Consider the following 21,699-nt stretch of genomic DNA (forward strand, 5'->3'; position numbering starts at 1 on the left):
TCTTTCAAATATTCTCGACACCCTGCGCAGCAGGCTGTGGCTTGAGATGTTCGATTTCGAGTTGCTCGGTAATGCGGTTCAGGACGCCATTACGCGACTCCTCTGCCGCCGCCTGAATGGCATACTGGAAGGCTAGGCTATCAGCGCCGCCATGGCTTTTCACCACAACGCCCCGCAAACCTAGGAAAGTGGCGCCGTTATAACGACGCGGGTCTAGCCTGCGTTTGAAAGCCTTCAGCACTGGCATGGATATCAGCGCCATCAACTTGGTCATCCAGCTGCGCTTGAACTCCTGCACCAGGAAACGATTGACCATCTGGGCCAAGCCTTCCGAGGTCTTGAGCGCAACATTGCCGACAAAGCCGTCGCAGACCACGACATCCGTGGTGCCCTTATAGATATCGTTACCTTCAATATTGCCATAGAAGTTGAGACGGCTTGCCCGCAGCAATTCGCCCGCCTGCTTTACCACTTCATTGCCCTTGATGTCTTCGGAGCCGATATTGAGGAGACCTACACTCGGCCTTTCCTTGTGTTCAACACAAGAAACCAGCATAGCACCCATGATGGCGAATTGCAGTAGATGCTCAGGCGTGCAATCGGCGTTGGCACCAAGATCCAGCATGTAGACCCTGCCCTTTTGGGTTGGCAGTATGCCTGCAATCGCGGGCCTGTCTATGCCCGGCAATGTTTTGAGGACGAAACGCGCCGTCGCCATCAAGGCCCCGGTGTTACCTGCGCTGACGCATGCTGTCGCCTCGCCGCTTTTGACAAGGTTGATGGCCACGCGCATCGAGGAATCTTTTTTATTCTTGAGTGCGCTTTGAGGGGACTCATCCATCGCCACCACTTCAGTAGCATGATGAATCCTGAGACGCGGGCCTACCGTAGCCTTATTGGCAGACAGTTCGGCCTCGATGACATCCTTCACTCCAACAAGAATGATATTTAATTGGCTATCCTGCCTGATAGCATTGAGCGCTGCGGGAATGGTGACATGAGGGCCATGATCGCCTCCCATCGCGTCGATAGCAACAGTTATATCCATGCTCACAATCGGAGGTTAAATACAAAAGCGCCAGCCATAAAGGCTGGCGCATACACGTGCAAAATCAGGGAAATTACTCACCCTTTGCTGGCAATACCTTGCGACCACGATAGTAGCCATTGGGGCTGACATGGTGGCGCAGATGAATTTCTCCACTCGTTGGCTCAACTGCCAGGGGCGGATTGGTCAGGAAATCGTGGGAACGGTGCATACCACGCTTGGATGGTGACTTTTTATTTTGTTGAACGGCCATAATTTGCTCCTAAATTAAACTAATCGTTTTGGCTTCCGCCAACCTTAAAATCCTTCAACGCGGCAAAAGGACTCGGTTTTTCCAATTCGACCTTGCTCGAGGCCAAGCAATCCTTCTCAGCATGCTTGGGCGCCAATGGCAAAGCCAGCAATATCTCGTCTTCTACCAGGTCCATCACCGGCATCTGCGTTTCCGCCACCAAGTAATCAACCTCATCGTCATACTCATCCGAATCTGGCGATGGAATCGCATCTTCACTGGTGACGAGCACAAAATCCGCAGTCACATCCAGCAGATATTCAAATGAATCCAGACAGCGCTGACAAGTCAGGTTGAGTGCCCCCTGCACCGCCAGGCGGAGCCCGGGCTCGCCCGACTTGCCAACCACGCCACTCAGGGTAATATCCAGTGAACCGTTGGCATCAGCCAGATACTCACCCAGGCGAGAAAATCGCAAGAGCGGGATTATATCATGAAACTCTTGTGCTTTTCTCGAGAAGTCGAGACTATTGATAACAGGCATATGGATTGCTTGTGCATTCATAAGCCGCGCATGATATAATTTGCAGGTTTCCCTGTCAAAAATCAGCACTATTTTTCAGGTTTAGGTTTACTACGTGATCAAAAAAATTCTCATTGCCAATCGTGGCGAAATAGCCGTGCGTATCGTACGGGCATGCTCCGAAATGGGCATCAAGTCTGTTGCAATATATTCTGACGCTGACCGCCACGCATTGCATGTCAAAAAAGCGGACGAGGCCTACAATATTGGATCTGATCCAGTACTGGGCTATCTTAACGCACATAATATCGTCAACCTTGCCGTTGCATCCGGATGCGACGCACTCCATCCCGGATATGGTTTTCTTTCCGAAAATCCCGAGCTCGCTGAGATTTGCGCACGACGCGGTATCAAGTTCATTGGCCCGGATGCCAAGGTCATCCGTCAAATGGGGGACAAGATTCAGGCACGCACTGCCATGATCAAGGCCGGCATCCCATGCGTGCCCGGCAGCGAGGGTAACTTGGAAAATCTGGAAGAAGCGCGCAAGCTCGCCGCCAAAATTGGTTATCCGGTTATGCTCAAAGCCACCAACGGTGGAGGCGGTCGCGGTATTCGTCGCTGTAATGATGAAAAAGAGCTACTGAGCAATTACGACCGCGTGATTTCGGAAGCCAGCAAGGCATTCGGCAAGCCCGAGGTATTCCTTGAAAAATGTGTGGTCAATCCGCGCCATATAGAGGTACAAGTGCTGGCCGACAGCCATGGCAACGTCATTCACCTGTTCGAGCGCGACTGTTCGATCCAGCGCCGCAACCAGAAGCTGATCGAGATTGCGCCCTCGCCCCAGCTGAGCAAGGCACAGCGCGAGTATATCGGCAACCTGGCCGTCAAGGCAGCCAAGGCTGTAGGCTACAAGAACGCAGGTACAGTCGAGTTTCTGCTGGACTCGGACAACAATTTCTATTTCATGGAAATGAACACCCGCTTGCAAGTGGAACATACCGTGACCGAACAGATCACCGGCATTGATATCGTGCAGGAGCAGATCCGCGTCGCCGACGGTCAGCGCCTGCAATACAAACAGTCGGAAGTGCAATACCGTGGCTTTGCCATGGAGTTCCGCATCAACGCCGAGGATCCCAAGAACGACTTCCTGCCGAGCTTCGGCAAGATTACCCGCTACTACGCCCCCGGAGGCCCCGGCATCCGCATGGATGCCGCCATGTACAGCGGTTACGTGATACCGCCCTACTACGACTCCATGTGCGCCAAGCTTACCGTTTGGGCATTAAACTGGGAAAGCGTCGTAGAGCGCGGTCGTCGTGCGCTCAATGACACTGTGGTGTATGGCGTCAAGACAACGATTCCTTATTATCAGGAAATCCTCAAGCACCCGGACTTCCGCAATGCTATATTCAATACCAGCTTTGTCGAGTCCCATCCCGAACTTGCCAACTATGCAACCCAGTTCCCACGGGAGCTGGTTGCCGCGGCGATTTCAGCCGCAATAGCTGCCCACGAGGGTATCTAAGGCTTACAATTAACACCTTGAAGTGGTAGATAAAGATTATGGCAAAAGTACATGTAACCGATGTAGTTCTACGTGATGGTCACCAATCGCTGATCGCGACCCGCATGCGTACCGACGACATGCTGCCCATCTGTTCCAAACTCGATGCAGTCGGCTATTGGTCTCTGGAAGCCTGGGGCGGCGCAACATTTGACGCCTGTGTGCGCTACCTGCGTGAAGACCCCTGGGAACGCCTGAAAAAACTACGCAAAGCATTGCCCAATTCACGTCTCCAGATGCTGCTGCGCGGTCAGAACCTATTGGGCTACCGCCACTATTCGGATGATGTGGTCCGCGCCTTCGTGCAGAAGTCCGCTGATAACGGTATCGATGTGTTTCGTATTTTTGATGCCATGAACGACCTGCGCAATCTCAAGGTGTCCATCGAGTCGGTCAAGGCAGTTGGCAAGCATGCGGAAGGCACCATCAGCTACACCACAAGTCCCGTGCATGACATCCCCTATTTCGTCAACCTGGCGAAGGAGCTGGAAAGTTTCGGTTGCGACACCATTGCCATCAAGGACATGGCCAGCCTGCTCACCCCCCAGGTCACGGGCGATCTCGTCAAGGCTTTGCGCGAGGCTGTCAGCTTGCCTATACACCTGCATGCCCACGCCACTTCCGGCTTGGCCAGCATGTCAATTCAGCGCGCGGTCGACAACGGTGTTGCCATCGTCGACGGCTGCATCTCCTCATTTGCCGAAGGCGCCAGCCTGCCAGCCACCGAAAGCATTGTCGCCGCGCTCAAGGGCACCGAGTACGATACAGGTCTCGATATTGGCCTGCTGCAGGAAATCTCGGCTTATTTCCGGGAAGTGCGCAAGAAGTACTGGCAGTTTGAAAGCGAATTCACCGGCGTCGATACCCGAGTGCTGGTCAACCAGGTGCCTGGCGGCATGATTTCCAACCTGTCTAACCAACTGAAAGAACAAGGCGCGCTGGACCGTATGGACGCAGTACTGGACGAAATCCCGCGCGTACGCGAAGACCTCGGCTACCCTCCGCTGGTTACCCCTACTTCGCAGATCGTCGGCACCCAAGCAGTGCTGAACGTCATGACAGGTGCGCGCTATAAGTCGGTGACCAACGAAGTGAAGAACTATCTGCTAGGTCATTACGGCAAGGCACCATCCACAGTCAACCCGGATGTGCGCAACCTGGCCGTCGGTAATGCACAAGTCATCGAATGCCGCCCTGCCGACCTCTTGACTGCAGAAATGGAAAAACTGCGCAATGAAGTGGAAGGCTTGGCCAAGAGCGAGGAAGACGTGCTCACCTACGCCATGTTCCCAGACCTTGCCAAAACTTTCCTGCAAGAGCGCAATGCCGGCTCGCTCAAGCCTGAACCATTGCTGGACAAGGAGGCGGTCACCTCCAGAGAGTCCCATTCACGCTTCGCGCCTACTGAATTCAATGTCACATTGCATGGTGAGACTTTCCATATCAAGTTGACCGGCAGCGGCCACCATGGCGAAGAGCAGCGTCCATTCTATGTTTCGGTGGATGGAGTAACAGAAGAAGTTGTCGTGGAAATCCTCAATGAAATCGAGGTGTCCGGTGGCGGTCAAAGCAGCGGCGAAGCAAAAAGGAAGGCAAGCAGCGCTGCCAGCAGCGGTCGCCCCCGCCCGACCCATGCCGGCTGCGTCACTACTGCCATGCCTGGCACTATTGTAGACGTCAAGGTCAACGTGGGCGACAAGGTAAGTGCCGGGGACGCCGTTCTCGTGATCGAAGCCATGAAAATGGAAAACGAAATCCAGGCTTCCAAGAGCGGCGTCGTCGTGGCAATTAACGTCAAGAAGGGCGATAGCGTCACGCCAGATGAAGCCTTGCTGGAAATCCAGCCAGACTGAGAGTCATTGAACTTTCTACTCAAAGCCGGCCCAGGCCGGCTTTTTTATTGCTATTTTTGCCTCATCAGCAACACCGTGCCACAATGAAGTTTTGACCGCTCAACCTTGTATGCCACCCCTGATCCTTGCTTCCTCCTCCCCTTACCGGCGCGAATTGCTCGCTCGCCTGCAGTTGCCCTTCAGCGTGCAATCTCCCAATATAGATGAGTCGCCACAGCTCGGGGAAGCCCCGGAACATACCGCTCTGCGTCTTGCCCAAGCCAAGGCCAGGAAAGTGGCAGAGACATTTCCCAATGCATTGATCATTGGCTGCGATCAGGTGGCAACCCTGGATGGCCTACAGCTCGGCAAGCCCTTAACGCATGACAATGCAGTGAGACAATTGACCTTAATGCGCGGGCGCAGCGTGGTTTTTCACAGCGCCCTATGTGTCTACAATGCACTCACGCAGGAAATGCAGGCCGATGTCGTGCCGTATACGGTGAAATTCCGCGACCTGAGCGACCGGCAGATCGAGAGTTACTTGCAAAAAGAACAACCATATCAATGCGCCGGTAGCGCAAAGTCAGAAGGACTGGGCATCGCCATCATCGCTGCCATGCAGGGCGACGACCCCAATGCGCTGATCGGGCTGCCATTGATACGCCTCATCGACATGCTGGCCAGCCAGGGTGTCGATGTCATCTAAACATAGTTTCCTCTAAGGAGATTCCATTGATCTTGAAACGCACAATGATTGCCGCGAGCCTGATGGTCGCATTCCACGCTGTTGCAGGCCCGGATGAAATCCGCAGTACTCTACATGACCAGCAAAGCATCGCCGTGACGATTTACAACGGCGACCTCGCCCTGGTGAAAGACCAGCGCAAGGTCAACCTGCAATCGGGCCTCAATGCCTTGGCCTTGCGCGACGTCAGTGCACAGATCCGGCCTGAGACTGCCTTATTACGCAGCCTGAGCGGGCAATTGCAAACATTGGAACAGAACTTCGACTACGACCTGCTCAGCCCGGAGAAACTGTTGGAGAAATATATCGGCCAGATGGTACAGGTGATTCGTACCAACCCAGCCACGGGTGCTGAAACCGTAGAGCAAGCCTATGTACTGGCTGTCAATAACGGAACAGTGCTCAAGATGGGCAACAGAATAGAAACCGGGGTCCCTGGCCGCATCGTGTATCCTGACGTGCCGGAAAACCTGCGAGACCGCCCGACCTTGGTGACCCAAGTCACCACCAGGCAATCAGGCCCACAGAACATCGAGTTGAGCTACCTTACCCACGGCTTGAGCTGGCAGGCCGACTATGTCGCCGAGCTGAATGCCGCAGAAGACCGCCTTGATCTATCCGGCTGGGTCACACTGTCCAATACCAGCGGCACCACATATCGGGATGCCAAGTTGCAATTGGTCGCCGGCAACATCAACCGGGTCGCCCCGCCACCCCCGCCGATGGCATTGATGCACAAGAGCGAGATGATGGTGGCAGATGCGGCGCCTGCCATGGCCCAGGAGGCGTTGCTCGAATATCACCTTTATACACTCGAACGCCCCACTACCCTGGCTGAAAACCAGACCAAGCAGGTGGCTTTGCTCAGCGCCCAGTCAGTGCCTGTGCGCAAGGAGCTGGTATTGAGAGGCTCTCCCTACTACTACCAGTCCAGTCAGGGAGACCTGGGCCAGAAACTGAAAGTGGGCGTTTTCGTCGAGTTTGATAACAAGGAAAGCGCAAAACTCGGCAAACCCATACCCAAGGGCATCATGCGGGTATACAAGAAAGACAGTCAAGGCAACGCCCAATTTGTCGGCGAGGATAGTATCGACCATACGGCCAAGAACGAAACCGTGCGTCTCAAGCTCGGGGAAGCCTTCGACGTGACCGCCAACAAGAAACAGACGGACTTCAAGAAACTACCCAGCCCTGCCAAGGGCAGCAGCCAGTTCGAGAGCGCTTACGAAATCGTAATCAAGAATGCCAAGGACCAGGCTGTCACCGTCAAGGTCGTTGAGCCGATTCCCGGCGATTGGAGCCTGCTTGCGCAAAGCCATCCCAGCACAAAAACCAGCAGCAACACAGCCACATGGAATATCAATGTCCCGGCGGAAGGCAGCGCCACGCTCACCTACCGCGTACAGGTGAAGCATTGACCACAGGTACGCTATATATGCTCCCGGTGACGCTGGGCACGGACAATATCCATCAAGCTTTGCCACAAGAGGTTATTCAACTGGCCCAAGGTCTGGAAACCTTTATTGTCGAGAACGAGAAATCCGCACGGCGCTTTCTCGGCCTGGTCAAGCCGGCCAAGCCCGTCCGGGAGCTGACATTGCTAACGCTTAACGAGCATACGACGGATGCCGAGCTACCTGCCTTGCTGGCACCATTGCTCGCCGGGCAGGATGTGGGACTGATGTCCGAGGCGGGCTGCCCCGGGATTGCCGACCCTGGCGCGCGCCTGGCAGCAATGGCTCATCGAAAAAATATTCGCGTCGCGCCGCTAGTCGGCCCTTCTTCCATCCTGCTGTCATTAATGGGGTCGGGATTGAACGGGCAGCGTTTCGCCTTCCTCGGCTACTTGCCCAGCGACAAGCAAGCCAGGATCCAGAGGATCAAGGATATCGAGCGTCAATCAAGGCAACAGCAGGAAACGCAGATCTTCATCGAGACTCCCTACCGCAACCAGCACCTGTTGGAAGACATGCTCACTCATTGCGCTGCGGAGACCAGATTGTGCATTGCGCGCAATATCAGCCTGCCAACCGAGTTGATCGTCAGCAAGTCCATCAAGGATTGGAAGAAGTCGGAATTACCGGAATTGCACAAGCAGCCAACGGTGTTCCTGCTGCTTGCATGAAAGGCCGGGACTAACTCTTTCCAGGCACAGCATTAATGCCTAGACCAGTCCTAACACTTTCTTGACAGGCGCGTAGCTGCGCCTGTGGATCTCGCAAGCACCGTGCTCGGCGAGCAGCCTAAGATGGTGGGCTGTCGGATAACCTTTATGCTTGGCGAAATCATACTGCGGATATCGCGCATGCATTTCCACCATTTCATGGTCGCGCGCCGTCTTTGCCAGAATGGAGGCAGCTGCAATCTCCTGCACCTTGCTGTCTCCCTTGACGATGCCTTGTGCAGGAATCGCAATCCCGGGGCAATGCAAGCCGTCGACCAGCACCTGCGTAGGCATGATCGTCAATTGATCGATTGCGCGCTTCATCGCCAGCAGGCTTGCCTGCAGGATATTGATCTCGTCGATTTCTTCGGCGCTGCACGAGGCAATCGTCCAGGCCAGGGCATGTTGCTTGATCTCGATGGCCAGCATATCGCGCTTCTTCTCGCTGAGCGTCTTGGAATCAGCCAATCCCGGAATTGGGTGCTGCGGATCCAGGATCACGGCAGCAGCATACACAGCTCCAGCCAGCGGACCACGTCCAGCCTCATCGACGCCACAGATCAACACACGTTCATTGCTCATTTGATGAAAGACAGCACTGCCCGTGCCGCCTTTTCCTCGGTATTCTGCCGCAGCAGCTCATGCATGCGACGAAACTCCGTTTGTATGTCGGCGATCTGGGATTTGTCGCTGAGCATTTGCAGCAAGGTCGCCGCCAACTTGTCAGGCACGGCATCATGCTGCAGCAATTCCGGCACGATAAACCGCCCAGCCAATACGTTCGGCAAGCCGACATAAGGCAGGTACTTCATTCGCTTCAATATCTGCCAGCTCAAGTTGGGCATGCGGTAGGTAATGATCATGGGGCGCTTGATCAAGGCAGCCTCCAGGGTGGCGGTGCCGGAGGCCACGATCACGGCATTTGCAGCCTCCATTGCCTGGTGCGCATGACCGAACATGATGCTCACGGGCAAGTCATAACCTTCATTGGCGTATAAGGCGCGCTCGAAGATAGCGCGCGTCTCACGGGTGATCAATGGCACCAGAAAGCGCGCATCTGGCCGTTCGGACAAGATGAGCTTGGCGGTCTTGATATAGAGGTCCGCCAATTGCTGCACCTCGCTCTGGCGGCTGCCGGGCAGCATAGCGACGACCAGGCTGTCCTGCGGCAGTTTGAGCTCCTCACGCGCACCCTCCATGTCTGGCTCCATGGGCAACATGTCCGCCAGCGGATGACCAACATACGAAACGGCAACCCCTGCCTGGCGGTAGATTTCCGGCTCGAATGGGAATAGCGCCAGCATATGGGATACTGCCTGCTGGATTTTCTTGATCTTGCCACGCCGCCATGCCCAGATTGAGGGACTGACATAATGTACGGTGGGAATGCCCTGATGCTTGAGCTTGCGTTCCAGCGTGAAGTTGAAGTCCGGCGCATCAATCCCGATAAATACGTCAGGACGATGATCGAGAAAGTATTGCGCTACCTCCTTGCGAATCTTGAGCAAGCCGGGCAAATGACGCAGCACCTCGACGTATCCCCTGACGGAAAGCCGCTCCATGGGGAACAGGGTTTCCGCGCCCTCAGCGATCATCTTGGGTCCGGCAATGCCGACGAATTTGAGATCAGGGCGCTGTTTTTTCAGCGCCCTGATCAAATGGCTTCCCAATAAGTCGCCAGAAGCCTCTCCGGCCACAATCCCAATGGTCGGCATGACGCACCCTGTTTCTAGCGGACGATGCCGCGGGTTGATTGATTGAGGAAGTCAACCAGAATATTCAGCTCTGGCGATGTCTTGCTTTGCTCTGCCAGCTGCTGCTTGGCTTCTTCGAGTGTCAGGCCGTTGCGGTACAAGGTCTTGTAGGCACGTTTGATCTGCAGGATATTGTCCGCAGAGAAGCCCCGGCGCTTCAACCCTTCTGAATTGATGCCATGCGGCTTGGCGTCATAGCCGGCAGCAGTGACGTAAGGCGGAATATCCTTGAATACGACCGAGCCCACCGCGGTAATGACATGGGAACCTATCTTGCAGAACTGATGGATCAAGGTAAATCCGCCGAGGATGGCATGGTCATGCACGTCGACATGCCCCGCCAAGGAAGAGTTGTTGGCAAAAATGGTATGGTCACCGACTACGCAATCATGGGCGATATGCACGTAGGCCATGATCCAGTTGTGGCTGCCGATCTTGGTTGTACCCTTGTCCTGCACGGTGCCGCGATTGAAGGTGCAGAATTCGCGGATGGTATTGCCGTCGCCGATTTCCAGCAATGTGGGTTCATTCTTGAACTTCTTGTCTTGCGGCACCTCACCCAGGGAGGAATACTGGAATATCTGGTTATCCCTGCCAATGGTGGTAGGTCCCTTGATCACCACATGGCTTGCCACGCGGGTGCCTGCGCCGATACGCACATCTGGCCCGATGATGGTGAAAGCACCTACTTCGACACTAGAGTCAAGTTCAGCCCTGGAGTCAATGATCGCCGTAGGATGTATCCTTGGTTCAGTCATGCTCAATCAATCGCCTTCAGGATACACATCATTTCTGCTTCAGCCACGACTGCACCGTCCACCAGTGCTTCTCCCTTATATCTCCATATTCCGCGCAATATACGGTCTATGCTGACCTTGAGAATGAGCTGGTCGCCCGGCGACACCGGCTTCTTGAAGCGGACATTGTCCATGCCGGCAAAATAGTACACGGATTTGTCATTGGGCTTGGTCCCCATGGTCTTGAACGACAGGATGGCAGCAGCCTGCGCCAGTGCCTCCACGATCAATACACCTGGCATGACTGGGTGGTAAGGAAAATGCCCCGGGAAAAAAGGTTCGTTGATGGTGACATTCTTGACAGCCACGATCTCTTTATTCAATTCCAGGGAAAGCACACGATCCACCAATACAAAAGGATATCGGTGTGGCAGGTAATTCAGTATTTCATGAATATCCATGCTCGTAATAGCTTGTTCAGTCATGGCTTTTCTCGTTTCTCAACATCAAATTATTATTTATCTCTCTGGATACCAGATACCTGCTGGGGCGCCAATTGCTTTTCCAATTGCTTGACCCGTTCAGCAAGCTCTCCCAATCGTCTGATACCCGCAGCAGTCCTGAGCCATTCGTCATGGCTCTGAAAAGGCATTAATGCCGTGTAGGTGCCTGCCTTCATCAACGAACGTGTAATCATACTCCCAGGCGATACAGTCACGCCATCAGCGATTTCCAGGTGGCCGAGGATCATGGCCGCCCCACCGATCCGGCAGTGCTTTCCCAATACTGCGCTGCCAGCAATGCCAACACAGCCTGCAATCACGGAATGTGCGCCTATGCGGCAGTTATGTCCGATCTGCACCAAGTTATCAATCTTGCAGCCTTCATGAATGATAGTGTCGTCGATCGCACCTCGGTCTATGGTCGTATTGGCACCGATATCCACATCGTGCTCGATGACGACACGCCCAACCTGGGGAATCTTCACCCAGCGCCCCTCTTCAGGCGCGTAGCCAAAGCCATCTCCACCGATGACGCTGCCCGAGAATATGTTGCAGCGTTCGCCGATCATGCAGTGATGATAGATCGTGACATTGGCATGCAGCACTGAATGCGCACCGATTTCCACACCTTCGCCGATCACGCAACCTGGATGAACCACCACATGCTCGCCCAATACCACATTGGCACCAACCACAGCCTTTGCCATGATGGTGCAGCTGGCTGGCACTTGTGCACTGGGGGCAATCACGGCAGTGTCATCCACGCCTGCCACATATTCCGGCTTCGGATTGAGTAAATCTGAGACCTTGGCAAAATAGGCGTAGGGATTATCCGTGAGTATCCTTGGCAACGCTGTGATATCGCGGTTTTGCGGGGTCAATATGACGGCGCTTGCGTTGGTGGTGGCAAGCACGGATCGATACTTGGAGTCGGTCAGGAAGCTGATCTGCCCTGGCTGGGCATTGGCCAGGGAGGCAACGCGAGAGATGAGGACATCGTCCTTACCCAGCAACTCACCTCCCAGTGTGGATACAATCTCCCGCAGGGAATAGGACTTATTCATTGAGTAGCGACTAGCTGGAGGGCTTATTTCTTGCCAAGAGATTTCAATACCTTGTCGGTAATATCAATCTTCTTGTTAGCATAAGCCACACCGCCGTACACCACCAGGTCATAGCCTTCGGCTTCTGAGACGGCTGTCACCGCCTTGTTGATCTTATCCTGCAGAACACCCAACTCCTCATTCTTGCGCAGATTGACGTCCTCTCTCAGCTCACGCTGCTTGCGCTGGAACTCAATCTTGAGATTGGAAGCATCTCGCTCCTTGTTGCGGCGGTCAGCTTCCGACATGGTAAGGCCATCCTTTTCCAGAGCAGCTTCCAAATCGCGAATTTGCTTTTGCAGACGATCAAGCTCGTTAGTACGCGGGCCGAATTCCTTTTCCAGCTTCTTGCCGCTTTCGGCTGTCTGCGGTGCTTCCTGCAGAATCTTGTCAACCTGCACATAGCCGATCTTCAACTCTGCGGCCTGGGTACTGGCTGCGAAAGACAAAGCAGTGGCAACCAACAGACTTTTCAACAACTTATTCAATTGACTTTCTCCTGATATACAAGCTTTTGCTTCAATAATTTCAAATTAACCATACAGTATTCTAGACTAGCTTAGAACTGCTGCCCCATCTGGAATTGCAGCATCTGGGTACGATCGCCATCTTGCTTGTTGAGTGGCTTGGCCAGCACCAGCTTGATCGGGCCGAACGGCGACAGCCAGCTGACCCCGATGCCCGTGGAGTAGCGTATATCGCTTAAACTTGTTGAATATGGGCAGCCTGACACTTGTCCACGGCTATCTATACAAGCACCAGACTCATCAATGCCATCGCCAGCAATGGAACCTGCATCAATGAAAGTACTTAAGCGCAAGGCATTATTGTCCTTCATACCTGGTATGGGAAAATACAGTTCTGCATTAGCAAGAAATCGCTTCGTACCACCGGCAGCAAAATCACGATACTGGCCTTGTGTATCATAAATACGAGGACCAATCGAACTCTGCTCATAGCCACGTACTGAGTTCACGCCACCGGCATAGAAGTTCTTGAAGAATGGATAATCTTTATCGCCATAGGTATTGCCATAGCCGATTTCACCATTCAGCATCAGAGTGACGCTCTTGCTGATATCCTTGTACCAGGCATGCTTGTATTCCAGTTTATAGTACTGTAAATCAAGGCCGGGCAAGGCAACCTCGGAGCTGATGCGCTGCAGCACCCCTTTATTCGGGAACATGATGTTATCGCGCGTATCATGCGTCCAAGCCAGGTTAACAAACCAGGAGCTGTTGCTGCAACTGTTGGCGTCTTCGGAACTGCTGCAATAGCGCTTGAACTGCGGCGGGCTATTGCTGCTCAGCTCAACGTCAGTGTAATCAAAGGTCAAGCCGGCGCTGACGAAATCCCGCTCATTCAACGGCATGCCGAAATTCACGCCCGCACCGTAAGACGCGGTCTTGTAATCACCGGTACGCAGGTAAGTCGTATCGACCTTGCGATGGTAGACGTTGAAGCCGCGGCTGATGCCATCTGGCGTGAAGTAAGGATCCGTGTAGCTCAACGAGTACACCGTATTGATCCTGCCGGTATTGACTTGAGCCGCGACGCGGTTACCAGTGCCAAGAAAGTTGTTCTGGTTGATGGTCACACCCAGCACCACCCCTTCAAAACTGGACAGGCCGGCACCGAACATCACACTGCCAGTCGAACGCTCGGTCACGTTGATGTTGAGATCAACTTGATCATTGGTACCTGGGACTGCCGGCGTTTCGACATTGACATCCGAAAAATATTGCAAGCGGTTCAACCGCTGTTTGGAACGTTCGATCTTGTCCGCCCCATACCAGGCCGATTCCAGTTGGCGCATCTCACGACGCAATACCTCGTCCCGCGTCCGGGTGTTGCCCGTCAGGTTGATGCGGCGCACATACACGCGGCGACCCGGATCTATGTAGAAAGTAAATGCGACAGTATGTTTTTCCTTATCGACCTCTGGAATTGCATTGACATTGGAAAAGGCATACCCGTCATTGCCTAAGCGATCATTGATGGCCTTGCTGGACTCCGTAACACGCTGGCGGTTGAAGATCTCGCCGGGAGAAACCGAAATGAGGCTGCGGGCCTCAGCTTCGGGAATCAACATTTCACCGGCCAGCTTGACGTCAGTCACTGTATATTTTTCACCTTCGGTGATGTTGATGGTGATGTAAATATCCCGCTTGTCTGGCGTAATGGATACCTGCGTTGAATCAATATTGAACTCGAGATAACCCTGGTTCATGTAGAACGACCGTAGCGCTTCGAGATCCGCCGTGAGTTTCTGGCGAGAGTACTGGTCGTTCTTGTTCCACCAGGTGAGCCAGTTGGGCGTGGTCAGCGTCAGCTTTTCCAGCAGCTCTTCCTTTGTATATTCTTTGTTGCCGACGATATTGATGTTGCGGATCTTGGACACCGCCCCTTCTTCGATATCGAAGCGCACGGCAACTCGATTGCGCTCTAGCGGCGTCACTGAAGTCTTGACCGAGGCGCCGTACTTGCCCTGAGACAGGTATTGACGCTTGATCTCCTGCTCCGCGCGATCCAGCATGGACTGGTCGAAAATCAGACCTTCCGCCAAGCCGATCTGCTTGAGGCCCTCTTTCATCTTGTCCGTGGGAAATGACTTGTTGCCATTGAAGATGAGCTGTGCAATAGCTGAGCGTTCCTGCACCATCACGACGACAACACCGTTTTCGGACTCGATCCGTACGTCCTTGAAGAAACCCGTGCCATACAAGGATTTGATCGCCTGCGTGGCCTTTTCCTCTGTCATGGTGTCACCCACGCGCACGGGTAAATAATTAAACACCGTCCCGGCTTCAGTCCGTTGCAAGCCCTCTACGCGGATATCCTTCACTACGAAAGGTTCCTGAGCCAATGCTGAGGTGGAATACAAAGCCAGGATTAGCAGCGGAATATGTTTAAGCTTCATGCCAAACTTCATTAAGATCAACCTGTTATAAACCTGGTTATGTCATTGTAAAAAGCAACTGTCATCAACAAAGCCAATATTGCCAAACCAATACGCTGGCCCACCTCCATGGCGGCTTCAGAGACCGGACTACCCTTGAAAATCTCTATCGTATAATACAGCAAATGCCCCCCGTCCAACACTGGCACAGGCAATAGATTGAGCACTCCGAGACTGATGCTGATCAAGGCCAGAAAGCCAACAAACGACTTCCATCCGATGTGGGCGCTTTGGCCAGCATAGCTCGCAATCGTCACCGGCCCGCTGACGCCTTTCCATGAAGCTTCTCCCGTCACCATCCGTGCCAGCATCTTGATGCTGAAAACCGAGGTTTCCCAGGTTTTATCCACTGCCCGGCTAAAGGATTGCAAAGGATCATAGCGCACGGTAACGCTCAACTTTTCCAGCAATCCTTGATCCACCTGATACGCAGCCCCTATCCGGCCAATCCGCTTGCCATGTTCATCGACAGCCTGGGGAATGACCACCGCATCCAGTTCGCGCTCGCCACGCTTCAATCGCAATGTCAGTGGCTGTTCCGGTTTCTCGCGCACCAGGGTGACGAATTCCTCCCACTCGGTGATAGGCTTGTCGTTGACCGCCAATATCTCGTCACCAGTCTGTAATCCAGCGTTGGCTGCTGCACCATCAGGCAAGATTTCTCCCAGTCTGGCTGGCATGGCTGGGCGATAAGGCACCAGGCCAAGCTTCTCGAGAAAATCGGACTCGAAATCCTCCTTCTCGATGTCATCCAGCTTCAGTTCGGTTTCGTGCTCACGCAGCGAATCATCCTTGACCTTGACTGTCACGGCTGGCGATTTGATTGCCTCCTGCAACAGCTTCCAGCGCACATCGGTCCAGGTAGAGACTGAATCTCCCGCAACGGCAATGATCAGGTCATGAGCCTTCAAACCGGCTTGCGCAGCGGCTGTCTGTGCTGGCACATCTCCCAGCACAGGGCGCATGCCGGGCACACCCTGCATGAACAATACCCAATAAAGAACAATTGCCAGCAACAGGTTGGCTGCCGGGCCGGCAGCGACGATCGCTATTCTTTTCCAGACAGACTGGCGGTTGAACGCACGTGTCAGATCATGCTCGCTAACAGCGCCCGGTGTAGGCAGTTCGCGCTCGTCCAGCATTTTGACGTATCCACCCAACGGCAAGGCGGAGATCACGAATTCCGTGTTATCCGCGCCAAAACGCCGACTGAAAATAGGTTTGCCAAAGCCCAAGGAGAAGCGCAGCACCTTGACGTTGCACCAGCGTGCCACTTGGAAATGACCATATTCGTGCACTGCGATGAGAATACCCAGCGTCACGAGGAAAGCGATCAAGGTCAGCATGCTTCCAATTGCCTCCACTCCAGGGCATGAGCACGCGCCAAGGCGTCGACCTCAATCAATTGTGAAATGGATGTGACGGCCTCAATATCCATGGCTGTCAACACAGCCTCTATCAGGCGAGGAATGTCCTGGAAACCGATGTTGCCATTCAGAAAAGCATCCACTGCCACTTCGTTCGCGGCATTCAGAATAGCGGGCGCCGTGCCGCCATGGCGTAAGGCATCGAAGGCCAGCCGCAAGCATGGGAAACGTGCAGTATCGGGCGCTTCGAAATCCAGCCTGCCGACCTTGAACAAATCAAGTGCATTGACCCCCGCCTTGAGTCTTTCTGGGTACCCCAAGCCATAGGCAATCGGGGTGCGCATGTCGGGGTTCCCCATCTGGGCCAGAACGGAGCCATCTATATATTCCACCATGGAATGAATCACGCTTTGCGGATGCACCACGACCTCAATCTTGTCTGCCGGCGCATTGAACAGCCAGTGCGCCTCAATGACCTCGAGCCCTTTATTCATGAGGGTGGCGGAATCAATGGTGATCTTGGGGCCCATGACCCAGTTAGGGTGGTTCAATGCCTGTGCTGGCGTCACCGCCATCAGCTCAGCGAAGCTTGATTTGCGGAAAGGCCCGCCCGAGGCGGTCAGCAGAATGCGCCTGATGCCGCCATCCGCAAGGGCTGATAATCGCGCTGGAGGCATGACCTGGAAAATTGCATTGTGCTCGCTATCAATAGGCAGCAAGGTAGCGCCGCCCTCTTCCACTGCCTGCATGAACAGCTTACCCGCCATGACCAAGGTTTCCTTGTTGGCGAGCAGAATCCGCTTGCCGGCGTATGCCGCCGCCATGGCTGGCTTGAGCCCTGCTGCGCCGACGATGGCGGCCATGACCACATGGGCCTCCGGGTGAGCTGCGACCTCTTCCAGCGCTGCCAAGCCCGAAAGCACTTGGGTTTCCAAGCCTTTCAGCTTTTGCTGCAGTTTTTCTGCGGCGCCGCTGTCCAGCATGACGGCATACCGGGGCCGATGCTGCAGGCACAGCTCAGCAAGCTCATCAACGCGGGAATTAGCGGTCAGGGCAAACACACGGTATCGCCCCGGATGCCTGGAGATCACATCCAGAGTGTTGAGGCCTATCGTACCGGTCGCGCCCAGAATGGTGACATTTTGCAACATGGGCATCATGGCGTGGAATACATCCATGCCTGGTAGTAAAGAGGCAAGTGGAGAAAAAACGCAGCCATTGGCAGGCTGGAAGTCAGGCCGTCGACACGGTCGAGGATGCCGCCATGGCCGGGCAACAGGTTGCCGCTATCCTTGAAGCCACCCTGGCGCTTGATCAAAGACTCAAGCAAATCCCCCATAATGCTGAATATCGTCAGTATCCAGAACCCGACAATCAGCAAGGCATTCAGGTCAAATGCGATACATAGGGCTGCCCCGTACAAACTTACGACGACCAGCGCGCCGAGTACACCCTCCCAGGTCTTGCCCGGACTGATATTGACTGCCAGCTTGCGCTTGCCGAAGCGCTTGCCAGCAAAGTAGGCGGCGCTATCGGCAATCCATACCACGAGCATGATGGACAACAACAGCCAAGGGCTGAGCGCGCGCAAACTGACGAGCGCCAGCCACAACGGCAGGACTATCCACCAGCCCGCCAGCATCATGAGATAGATATTCTGTACCCGAGTGCGGCGCCACAACCATATTGGCACCAACACAATCCAGAAGGCTGCGGCCAAGGGCAGCCCCCAGTAGAGTGCATATTCCTGCATGAAAGCGTTTTCAGGCCCATGCCAGAAAGCAAGAAACACTCCGGCAATGGCTGAAGCAGTAATATACAGGTAACGTACAGCGGGTTTGAAGCCGGCCATATGCGCCCATTCCCACAAGCCTATCAAAACACCAGCCAGCATGAGCAGGGACCAGTAGGGCTCGGGCAGCAGAAAAAGTGCTGCCAGGAATGCAGGAATCAGTATAGCGGCAGTGATCAACCGGGTTTTCAGCATATTAATCTGCGACCAACTGCTCGCTCGTGCGACCGAACCGACGCTCGCGTTGCTGGTAGGACACAATCGCTCGCTTGAATTCTGCCTCATCAAAGTCCGGCCACAAGGTCTCGGTAAAATACAATTCGCTATAGGCAAGCTGCCACAACAGGAAATTGCTGACGCGCTGCTCCCCGCCTGTGCGGATGAACAAGTCGGGCTCCGGTGCGTAATGCATGCTCAGGTAGGCAGCCAAATCCTCCTCTGTGAAGCTCTGCGCGAGATCCGGCTTTTCTGCCAGTAGACGCTTCATCGCCTGCATGATGTCCCAGCGGCCACCATAGTTGACCGCGACTGTCAGCGTCAGGCGATCATTGCCGGCTGTCCGTGCCTCGGCCTCGGCAATCTTGGCCACCAAGGCAGGATCGAACCGGGAGCAATCCCCAATCATGCGCAGGCAAATATTATTTTCGTCAAGCTTACCGACCTCTTGCTGCAGTGCTTCCATGAACAGGTTCATCAAGAAGCTGACTTCATCCGCAGGACGGCGCCAGTTCTCGCTGCTGAACGCAAACAGGGTCAAGTATTTCACGCCATGGTTGGCACACAGGCGCACGACCTCGCGCACGACCTCAACGCCTCGCTTGTGCCCTGCCACCCGGGGGAGAAAGCGCTTCTTGGCCCAGCGACCATTGCCATCCATGATGATGGCAATGTGCTGGGGAATGTCGCCCGTTATCGGGATAGCCTGGGTGGAGCTGGAAAAAAGTGCCACTCAATGCTCCATGGGATTAGAACAATATAAAACCACTGGCTGCAATCACACAGCCATCAACTCGGCTTCCTTGGTTTGCAGCAGTTTGTCTATTTCCGCGACAAACTTATCCGTGAGCTTCTGCACCTCATCCTGTGCACGGCGCTCATCGTCCTCACTAATCTCCTTGTCCTTGACCAGCTTCTTGAGCGCGTCATTGGCATCGCGGCGTACATTGCGTATCGCCACCTTGGCATTTTCCGCCTCTGAACGGACGACTTTAACCAGGTCGCGGCGACGCTCTTCTGTCAGCATCGGCATGGGAACCCTGATGATATCGCCATTGGTGGCGGGATTGAGGCCTAGGTCTGCATCGCGGATCGCCTTTTCCACCTTGGGCGTCATATTCTTTTCATATGCCTGCACGTTAAGGGTACGTGCATCCCCCAGGCTCACGCTGGCGACCTGATTGATGGCCACCATGGAACCATAATATTCGACCTGCACATGATCGAGCAGACCGGTATGCGCACGACCAGTGCGCACCTTGCTCAGATCAGCCTTCAAGGCTTCTATGGATTTCTGCATTTTCTGTTCTGCAGTGTTTTTTACGTCTTGTATCATGATATCTCCTGCTAAGACATGTATCCGGGCGATCAAGGCAGAACGCGTGTTCCCTCGTCTTCACCCAGCACGACCCGTTTCAGCGCTCCCTGGCGGAAGATGCTGAACACGGAGATTGGTAACTTCTGGTCGCGGCATAGCGTCAAGGCTGTCGCATCCATGACTTTCAAGTTCTTGACGATAGCTTCGTCAAACGTCAGTGTCTTATAGCGCATGGCTTCTGGATTGCGCTTAGGATCATCCGTATACACCCCGTCCACCTTTGTGGCCTTGAGCACGATTTCCGCATTGATCTCCATGCCACGCAGCGCGGCTGCGGTATCGGTAGTGAAGAACGGGTTGCCCGTTCCCGCGCCGAAAATGACTACGCGACCTTCTTCAAGATAGCGGATAGCCTTGCCACGGATATAAGGCTCAGCTACCTGCTCGATATTCAAGGCGGATTGCACACGGCTTACCAGGCCGATATGGCGCATGGCATCCTGCAAGGCCAGGGCATTCATGACTGTCGCCAGCATCCCCATGTAGTCGGCGGTAGCCCTGTCCATCCCTTCTGCTGCTGGCGCGACGCCTCGGAAAATATTGCCTCCACCGATCACCACTGCCACCTCCACGCCGAGATCAACCACCTCCTTGATCTCTTCCACAATCCGGGAAATGGTCGCTCGGTTGATACCGTAGCTGTCGTCGCCCATCAAGGCTTCACCAGAGAGTTTCAATAAAATGCGTTTATAGGCGGGAGTGCTCATGGGGCTCCTTATTGTTATGCAAATTGTGCAAAACGTGAATCATCCCACAAAGACGATTCACGTTCATTGACTACAGGTTAGTCGCAACGAGTGCAATCAACAGTTTACACCTTGGCGGCAGCAGCAACTTCAGCAGCAAAATCGGTGACGACCTTTTCAATGCCCTCACCCACGACATACATGGTGAAAGATGCAATGCTGGCGTTGTTGGCCTTGAGCAGTTGTTCGATGGTCTGCTTGTCATCCTTGACGAAAGGTTGGCTCAGCAAGGTAACTTCCTTGAGGAACTTCTGCACAGTACCGTCAGCAATCTTGTCCAGCATGGCTTCGGGCTTTCCTGCCTCCTTGGCCTTTTCGATGGCAACGCGACGCTCAGCCTCGATCAATTCTGCAGGAATGCCGCTGGCGTCCAGGGACTTAGGCTTAGCTGCAGCGATATGCATAGCAATATCCTTACCCAGGGTTTCGTCGCCACCGACCAGGTCGACCAGCACACCGATCTTGCCACCGTGTACATAACTGACAAGCTTGCCCTTGGCTTCAGTCACTGCGAAACGGCGCACAGTGATATTTTCACCGATCTTGCCGATCAGTTGGGTGCGGATATCTTCCACGCTACCACCGTCGATCTTGAGCGCGGACAAGGCCGCGACATCGGCAGGCTTCTCAGTAGCGGCAGCTTCAGCCACCTGAGCCACAAAGGCAAGGAAGTCTGCATTCTTGGCACAGAAATCAGTTTCAGAGTTGATTTCGACAATCGCACCCAACTTGCCATCCGCCTTGATACTGACGGCCACGACACCTTCAGCAGCCACACGGCCGGCAGCCTTGCTTGCCTTGTTACCAAAACGCACACGCAGGATTTCTTCCGCCCTTGCCATATCGCCTTCTGCTTCCGTCAGCGCCTTTTTGCAATCCATCATGGGCGCATCAGTGCGCTCACGCAACTCCTTGACCATGCTTGCGGTAATTTCAGCCATTGTTTACTCCTTGAACATTATTTTGTTGGCGCGTAGCCAGGTTTCACTTAACCAAATCCGGATACAAAAAAAGGGGGCCAGAG

General features: G+C 54.3%; 22 protein-coding genes. 5 read left to right on the top strand and 17 right to left on the bottom strand.

From position 1 onward, the window contains the following. Positions 1 to 4 precede the first annotated feature (4 nt). The 3 genes from plsX to MFLA_RS07740 form a co-directional block, all read right to left on the bottom strand. Positions 5 to 1,048 carry a phosphate acyltransferase PlsX gene (gene plsX, locus MFLA_RS07730; protein WP_011479730.1) on the bottom strand — a complete coding sequence of 348 codons (1,044 nt, stop codon included), beginning with the start codon at positions 1,046 to 1,048 and terminating at the stop codon, positions 5 to 7. Positions 1,049 to 1,121: 73 nt separating this feature from the next. Next, positions 1,122 to 1,301: a 50S ribosomal protein L32 gene (rpmF, locus tag MFLA_RS07735; RefSeq protein WP_011479731.1), complete on the bottom strand. Its 180-nt coding sequence runs from the start codon at positions 1,299 to 1,301 to the stop codon at positions 1,122 to 1,124. Between the two features lie 19 nt (positions 1,302 to 1,320). Further along, complete coding sequence (locus tag MFLA_RS07740) at positions 1,321 to 1,893, bottom strand: YceD family protein (RefSeq protein WP_229407029.1); 573 nt, start codon at positions 1,891 to 1,893, stop codon at positions 1,321 to 1,323. Positions 1,894 to 1,918: 25 nt separating this feature from the next. On the opposite strand from MFLA_RS07740, the gene MFLA_RS07745 reads away from it, so the two are divergent. From MFLA_RS07745 to MFLA_RS07765, 5 genes are all read left to right on the top strand, one after another. Continuing rightward, positions 1,919 to 3,337, top strand: a complete 1,419-nt coding sequence (locus MFLA_RS07745; protein WP_011479733.1) for an acetyl-CoA carboxylase biotin carboxylase subunit — start codon at positions 1,919 to 1,921, stop codon at positions 3,335 to 3,337. Between the two features lie 38 nt (positions 3,338 to 3,375). Beyond that, on the top strand, positions 3,376 to 5,229 hold the full coding sequence (oadA, locus tag MFLA_RS07750; protein ID WP_011479734.1) for a sodium-extruding oxaloacetate decarboxylase subunit alpha: 1,854 nt from the start codon (positions 3,376 to 3,378) through the stop codon (positions 5,227 to 5,229). Between the two features lie 109 nt (positions 5,230 to 5,338). Then, positions 5,339 to 5,917, top strand: a complete 579-nt coding sequence (locus tag MFLA_RS07755; RefSeq protein WP_011479735.1) for a Maf family protein — start codon at positions 5,339 to 5,341, stop codon at positions 5,915 to 5,917. Positions 5,918 to 5,979: 62 nt separating this feature from the next. After that, complete coding sequence (locus tag MFLA_RS07760; protein WP_048811915.1) at positions 5,980 to 7,374, top strand: DUF4139 domain-containing protein; 1,395 nt, start codon at positions 5,980 to 5,982, stop codon at positions 7,372 to 7,374. Then, a complete protein-coding gene (locus MFLA_RS07765) occupies positions 7,371 to 8,081 on the top strand; it encodes an SAM-dependent methyltransferase (protein WP_011479737.1) in 711 nt (236 codons plus the stop codon). Before MFLA_RS07760 ends, MFLA_RS07765 begins: the two co-directional genes overlap by 4 nt. 39 nt (positions 8,082 to 8,120) lie before the next feature. Here the strand turns inward: MFLA_RS07765 and rnhB are convergent, their stop codons facing one another. From rnhB to tsf, 14 genes are all read right to left on the bottom strand, one after another. Next, entirely contained in the window at positions 8,121 to 8,702 is a 582-nt protein-coding gene (rnhB, locus tag MFLA_RS07770; RefSeq protein ID WP_011479738.1) for a ribonuclease HII, read from the bottom strand. Then, positions 8,699 to 9,835, bottom strand: coding sequence for a lipid-A-disaccharide synthase (lpxB, locus tag MFLA_RS07775; RefSeq protein ID WP_011479739.1), 1,137 nt, complete (start codon positions 9,833 to 9,835; stop codon positions 8,699 to 8,701). Before lpxB ends, rnhB begins: the two co-directional genes overlap by 4 nt. 14 nt (positions 9,836 to 9,849) lie before the next feature. Further along, complete coding sequence (lpxA, locus tag MFLA_RS07780) at positions 9,850 to 10,632, bottom strand: acyl-ACP--UDP-N-acetylglucosamine O-acyltransferase (RefSeq protein ID WP_011479740.1); 783 nt, start codon at positions 10,630 to 10,632, stop codon at positions 9,850 to 9,852. Positions 10,633 to 10,634: 2 nt separating this feature from the next. Then, positions 10,635 to 11,096, bottom strand: a complete 462-nt coding sequence (gene fabZ, locus MFLA_RS07785; RefSeq protein ID WP_011479741.1) for a 3-hydroxyacyl-ACP dehydratase FabZ — start codon at positions 11,094 to 11,096, stop codon at positions 10,635 to 10,637. Between the two features lie 29 nt (positions 11,097 to 11,125). Then, positions 11,126 to 12,178 (bottom strand): UDP-3-O-(3-hydroxymyristoyl)glucosamine N-acyltransferase, encoded by a 1,053-nt coding sequence (gene lpxD, locus MFLA_RS07790; RefSeq protein WP_011479742.1) that lies wholly within the window; start codon positions 12,176 to 12,178, stop codon positions 11,126 to 11,128. 23 nt (positions 12,179 to 12,201) lie between these two features. Beyond that, positions 12,202 to 12,705 (bottom strand): OmpH family outer membrane protein, encoded by a 504-nt coding sequence (locus tag MFLA_RS07795; RefSeq protein WP_011479743.1) that lies wholly within the window; start codon positions 12,703 to 12,705, stop codon positions 12,202 to 12,204. 71 nt (positions 12,706 to 12,776) lie between these two features. Further along, the gene (bamA, locus tag MFLA_RS07800; protein WP_229407030.1) at positions 12,777 to 15,137 is read right to left on the bottom strand and encodes an outer membrane protein assembly factor BamA; all 2,361 of its coding nucleotides are present in this window, start codon (positions 15,135 to 15,137) and stop codon (positions 12,777 to 12,779) included. A gap of 17 nt (positions 15,138 to 15,154) precedes the next feature. Beyond that, on the bottom strand, positions 15,155 to 16,522 hold the full coding sequence (rseP, locus tag MFLA_RS07805; protein WP_011479745.1) for an RIP metalloprotease RseP: 1,368 nt from the start codon (positions 16,520 to 16,522) through the stop codon (positions 15,155 to 15,157). Beyond that, a complete protein-coding gene (ispC, locus tag MFLA_RS07810; protein WP_011479746.1) occupies positions 16,516 to 17,700 on the bottom strand; it encodes a 1-deoxy-D-xylulose-5-phosphate reductoisomerase in 1,185 nt (394 codons plus the stop codon). Before ispC ends, rseP begins: the two co-directional genes overlap by 7 nt. Beyond that, positions 17,700 to 18,530 carry a phosphatidate cytidylyltransferase gene (locus MFLA_RS07815; protein ID WP_011479747.1) on the bottom strand — a complete coding sequence of 277 codons (831 nt, stop codon included), beginning with the start codon at positions 18,528 to 18,530 and terminating at the stop codon, positions 17,700 to 17,702. The genes ispC and MFLA_RS07815 overlap by 1 nt, the downstream gene beginning before the upstream one ends. Position 18,531: 1 nt before the next feature. Further along, positions 18,532 to 19,284, bottom strand: a complete 753-nt coding sequence (locus MFLA_RS07820; protein WP_011479748.1) for an isoprenyl transferase — start codon at positions 19,282 to 19,284, stop codon at positions 18,532 to 18,534. A 45-nt stretch (positions 19,285 to 19,329) separates the two neighbouring features. Beyond that, positions 19,330 to 19,887 carry a ribosome recycling factor gene (frr, locus tag MFLA_RS07825; RefSeq protein ID WP_011479749.1) on the bottom strand — a complete coding sequence of 186 codons (558 nt, stop codon included), beginning with the start codon at positions 19,885 to 19,887 and terminating at the stop codon, positions 19,330 to 19,332. Between the two features lie 32 nt (positions 19,888 to 19,919). Then, positions 19,920 to 20,636 (bottom strand): UMP kinase, encoded by a 717-nt coding sequence (pyrH, locus tag MFLA_RS07830; RefSeq protein WP_011479750.1) that lies wholly within the window; start codon positions 20,634 to 20,636, stop codon positions 19,920 to 19,922. A 104-nt stretch (positions 20,637 to 20,740) separates the two neighbouring features. Further along, positions 20,741 to 21,616: a translation elongation factor Ts gene (tsf, locus tag MFLA_RS07835; RefSeq protein WP_011479751.1), complete on the bottom strand. Its 876-nt coding sequence runs from the start codon at positions 21,614 to 21,616 to the stop codon at positions 20,741 to 20,743. Positions 21,617 to 21,699 lie beyond the last annotated feature (83 nt).

This window comes from Methylobacillus flagellatus KT, from assembly GCF_000013705.1.
Taxonomy (GTDB): domain Bacteria; phylum Pseudomonadota; class Gammaproteobacteria; order Burkholderiales; family Methylophilaceae; genus Methylobacillus; species Methylobacillus flagellatus.

What these genes read in the sequence shown, in the direction of transcription:
- plsX (WP_011479730.1), bottom strand. Translation starts at nt 1,048, where the DNA reads ATGGATATAACTGTTGCTATCGACGCGATGGGAGGCGATCATGGCCCT.
- rpmF (WP_011479731.1), bottom strand. Translation starts at nt 1,301, where the DNA reads ATGGCCGTTCAACAAAATAAAAAGTCACCATCCAAGCGTGGTATGCAC.
- oadA (WP_011479734.1), top strand. Translation starts at nt 3,376, where the DNA reads ATGGCAAAAGTACATGTAACCGATGTAGTTCTACGTGATGGTCACCAA.
- MFLA_RS07755 (WP_011479735.1), top strand. Translation starts at nt 5,339, where the DNA reads ATGCCACCCCTGATCCTTGCTTCCTCCTCCCCTTACCGGCGCGAATTG.
- MFLA_RS07760 (WP_048811915.1), top strand. Translation starts at nt 5,980, where the DNA reads ATGGTCGCATTCCACGCTGTTGCAGGCCCGGATGAAATCCGCAGTACT.
- rnhB (WP_011479738.1), bottom strand. Translation starts at nt 8,702, where the DNA reads ATGAGCAATGAACGTGTGTTGATCTGTGGCGTCGATGAGGCTGGACGT.
- lpxB (WP_011479739.1), bottom strand. Translation starts at nt 9,835, where the DNA reads ATGCCGACCATTGGGATTGTGGCCGGAGAGGCTTCTGGCGACTTATTG.
- lpxA (WP_011479740.1), bottom strand. Translation starts at nt 10,632, where the DNA reads ATGACTGAACCAAGGATACATCCTACGGCGATCATTGACTCCAGGGCT.
- fabZ (WP_011479741.1), bottom strand. Translation starts at nt 11,096, where the DNA reads ATGACTGAACAAGCTATTACGAGCATGGATATTCATGAAATACTGAAT.
- lpxD (WP_011479742.1), bottom strand. Translation starts at nt 12,178, where the DNA reads ATGAATAAGTCCTATTCCCTGCGGGAGATTGTATCCACACTGGGAGGT.
- bamA (WP_229407030.1), bottom strand. Translation starts at nt 15,137, where the DNA reads ATGAAGCTTAAACATATTCCGCTGCTAATCCTGGCTTTGTATTCCACC.
- rseP (WP_011479745.1), bottom strand. Translation starts at nt 16,522, where the DNA reads ATGCTGACCTTGATCGCTTTCCTCGTGACGCTGGGTATTCTCATCGCA.
- ispC (WP_011479746.1), bottom strand. Translation starts at nt 17,700, where the DNA reads ATGCCCATGTTGCAAAATGTCACCATTCTGGGCGCGACCGGTACGATA.
- MFLA_RS07815 (WP_011479747.1), bottom strand. Translation starts at nt 18,530, where the DNA reads ATGCTGAAAACCCGGTTGATCACTGCCGCTATACTGATTCCTGCATTC.
- frr (WP_011479749.1), bottom strand. Translation starts at nt 19,887, where the DNA reads ATGATACAAGACGTAAAAAACACTGCAGAACAGAAAATGCAGAAATCC.
- pyrH (WP_011479750.1), bottom strand. Translation starts at nt 20,636, where the DNA reads ATGAGCACTCCCGCCTATAAACGCATTTTATTGAAACTCTCTGGTGAA.
- tsf (WP_011479751.1), bottom strand. Translation starts at nt 21,616, where the DNA reads ATGGCTGAAATTACCGCAAGCATGGTCAAGGAGTTGCGTGAGCGCACT.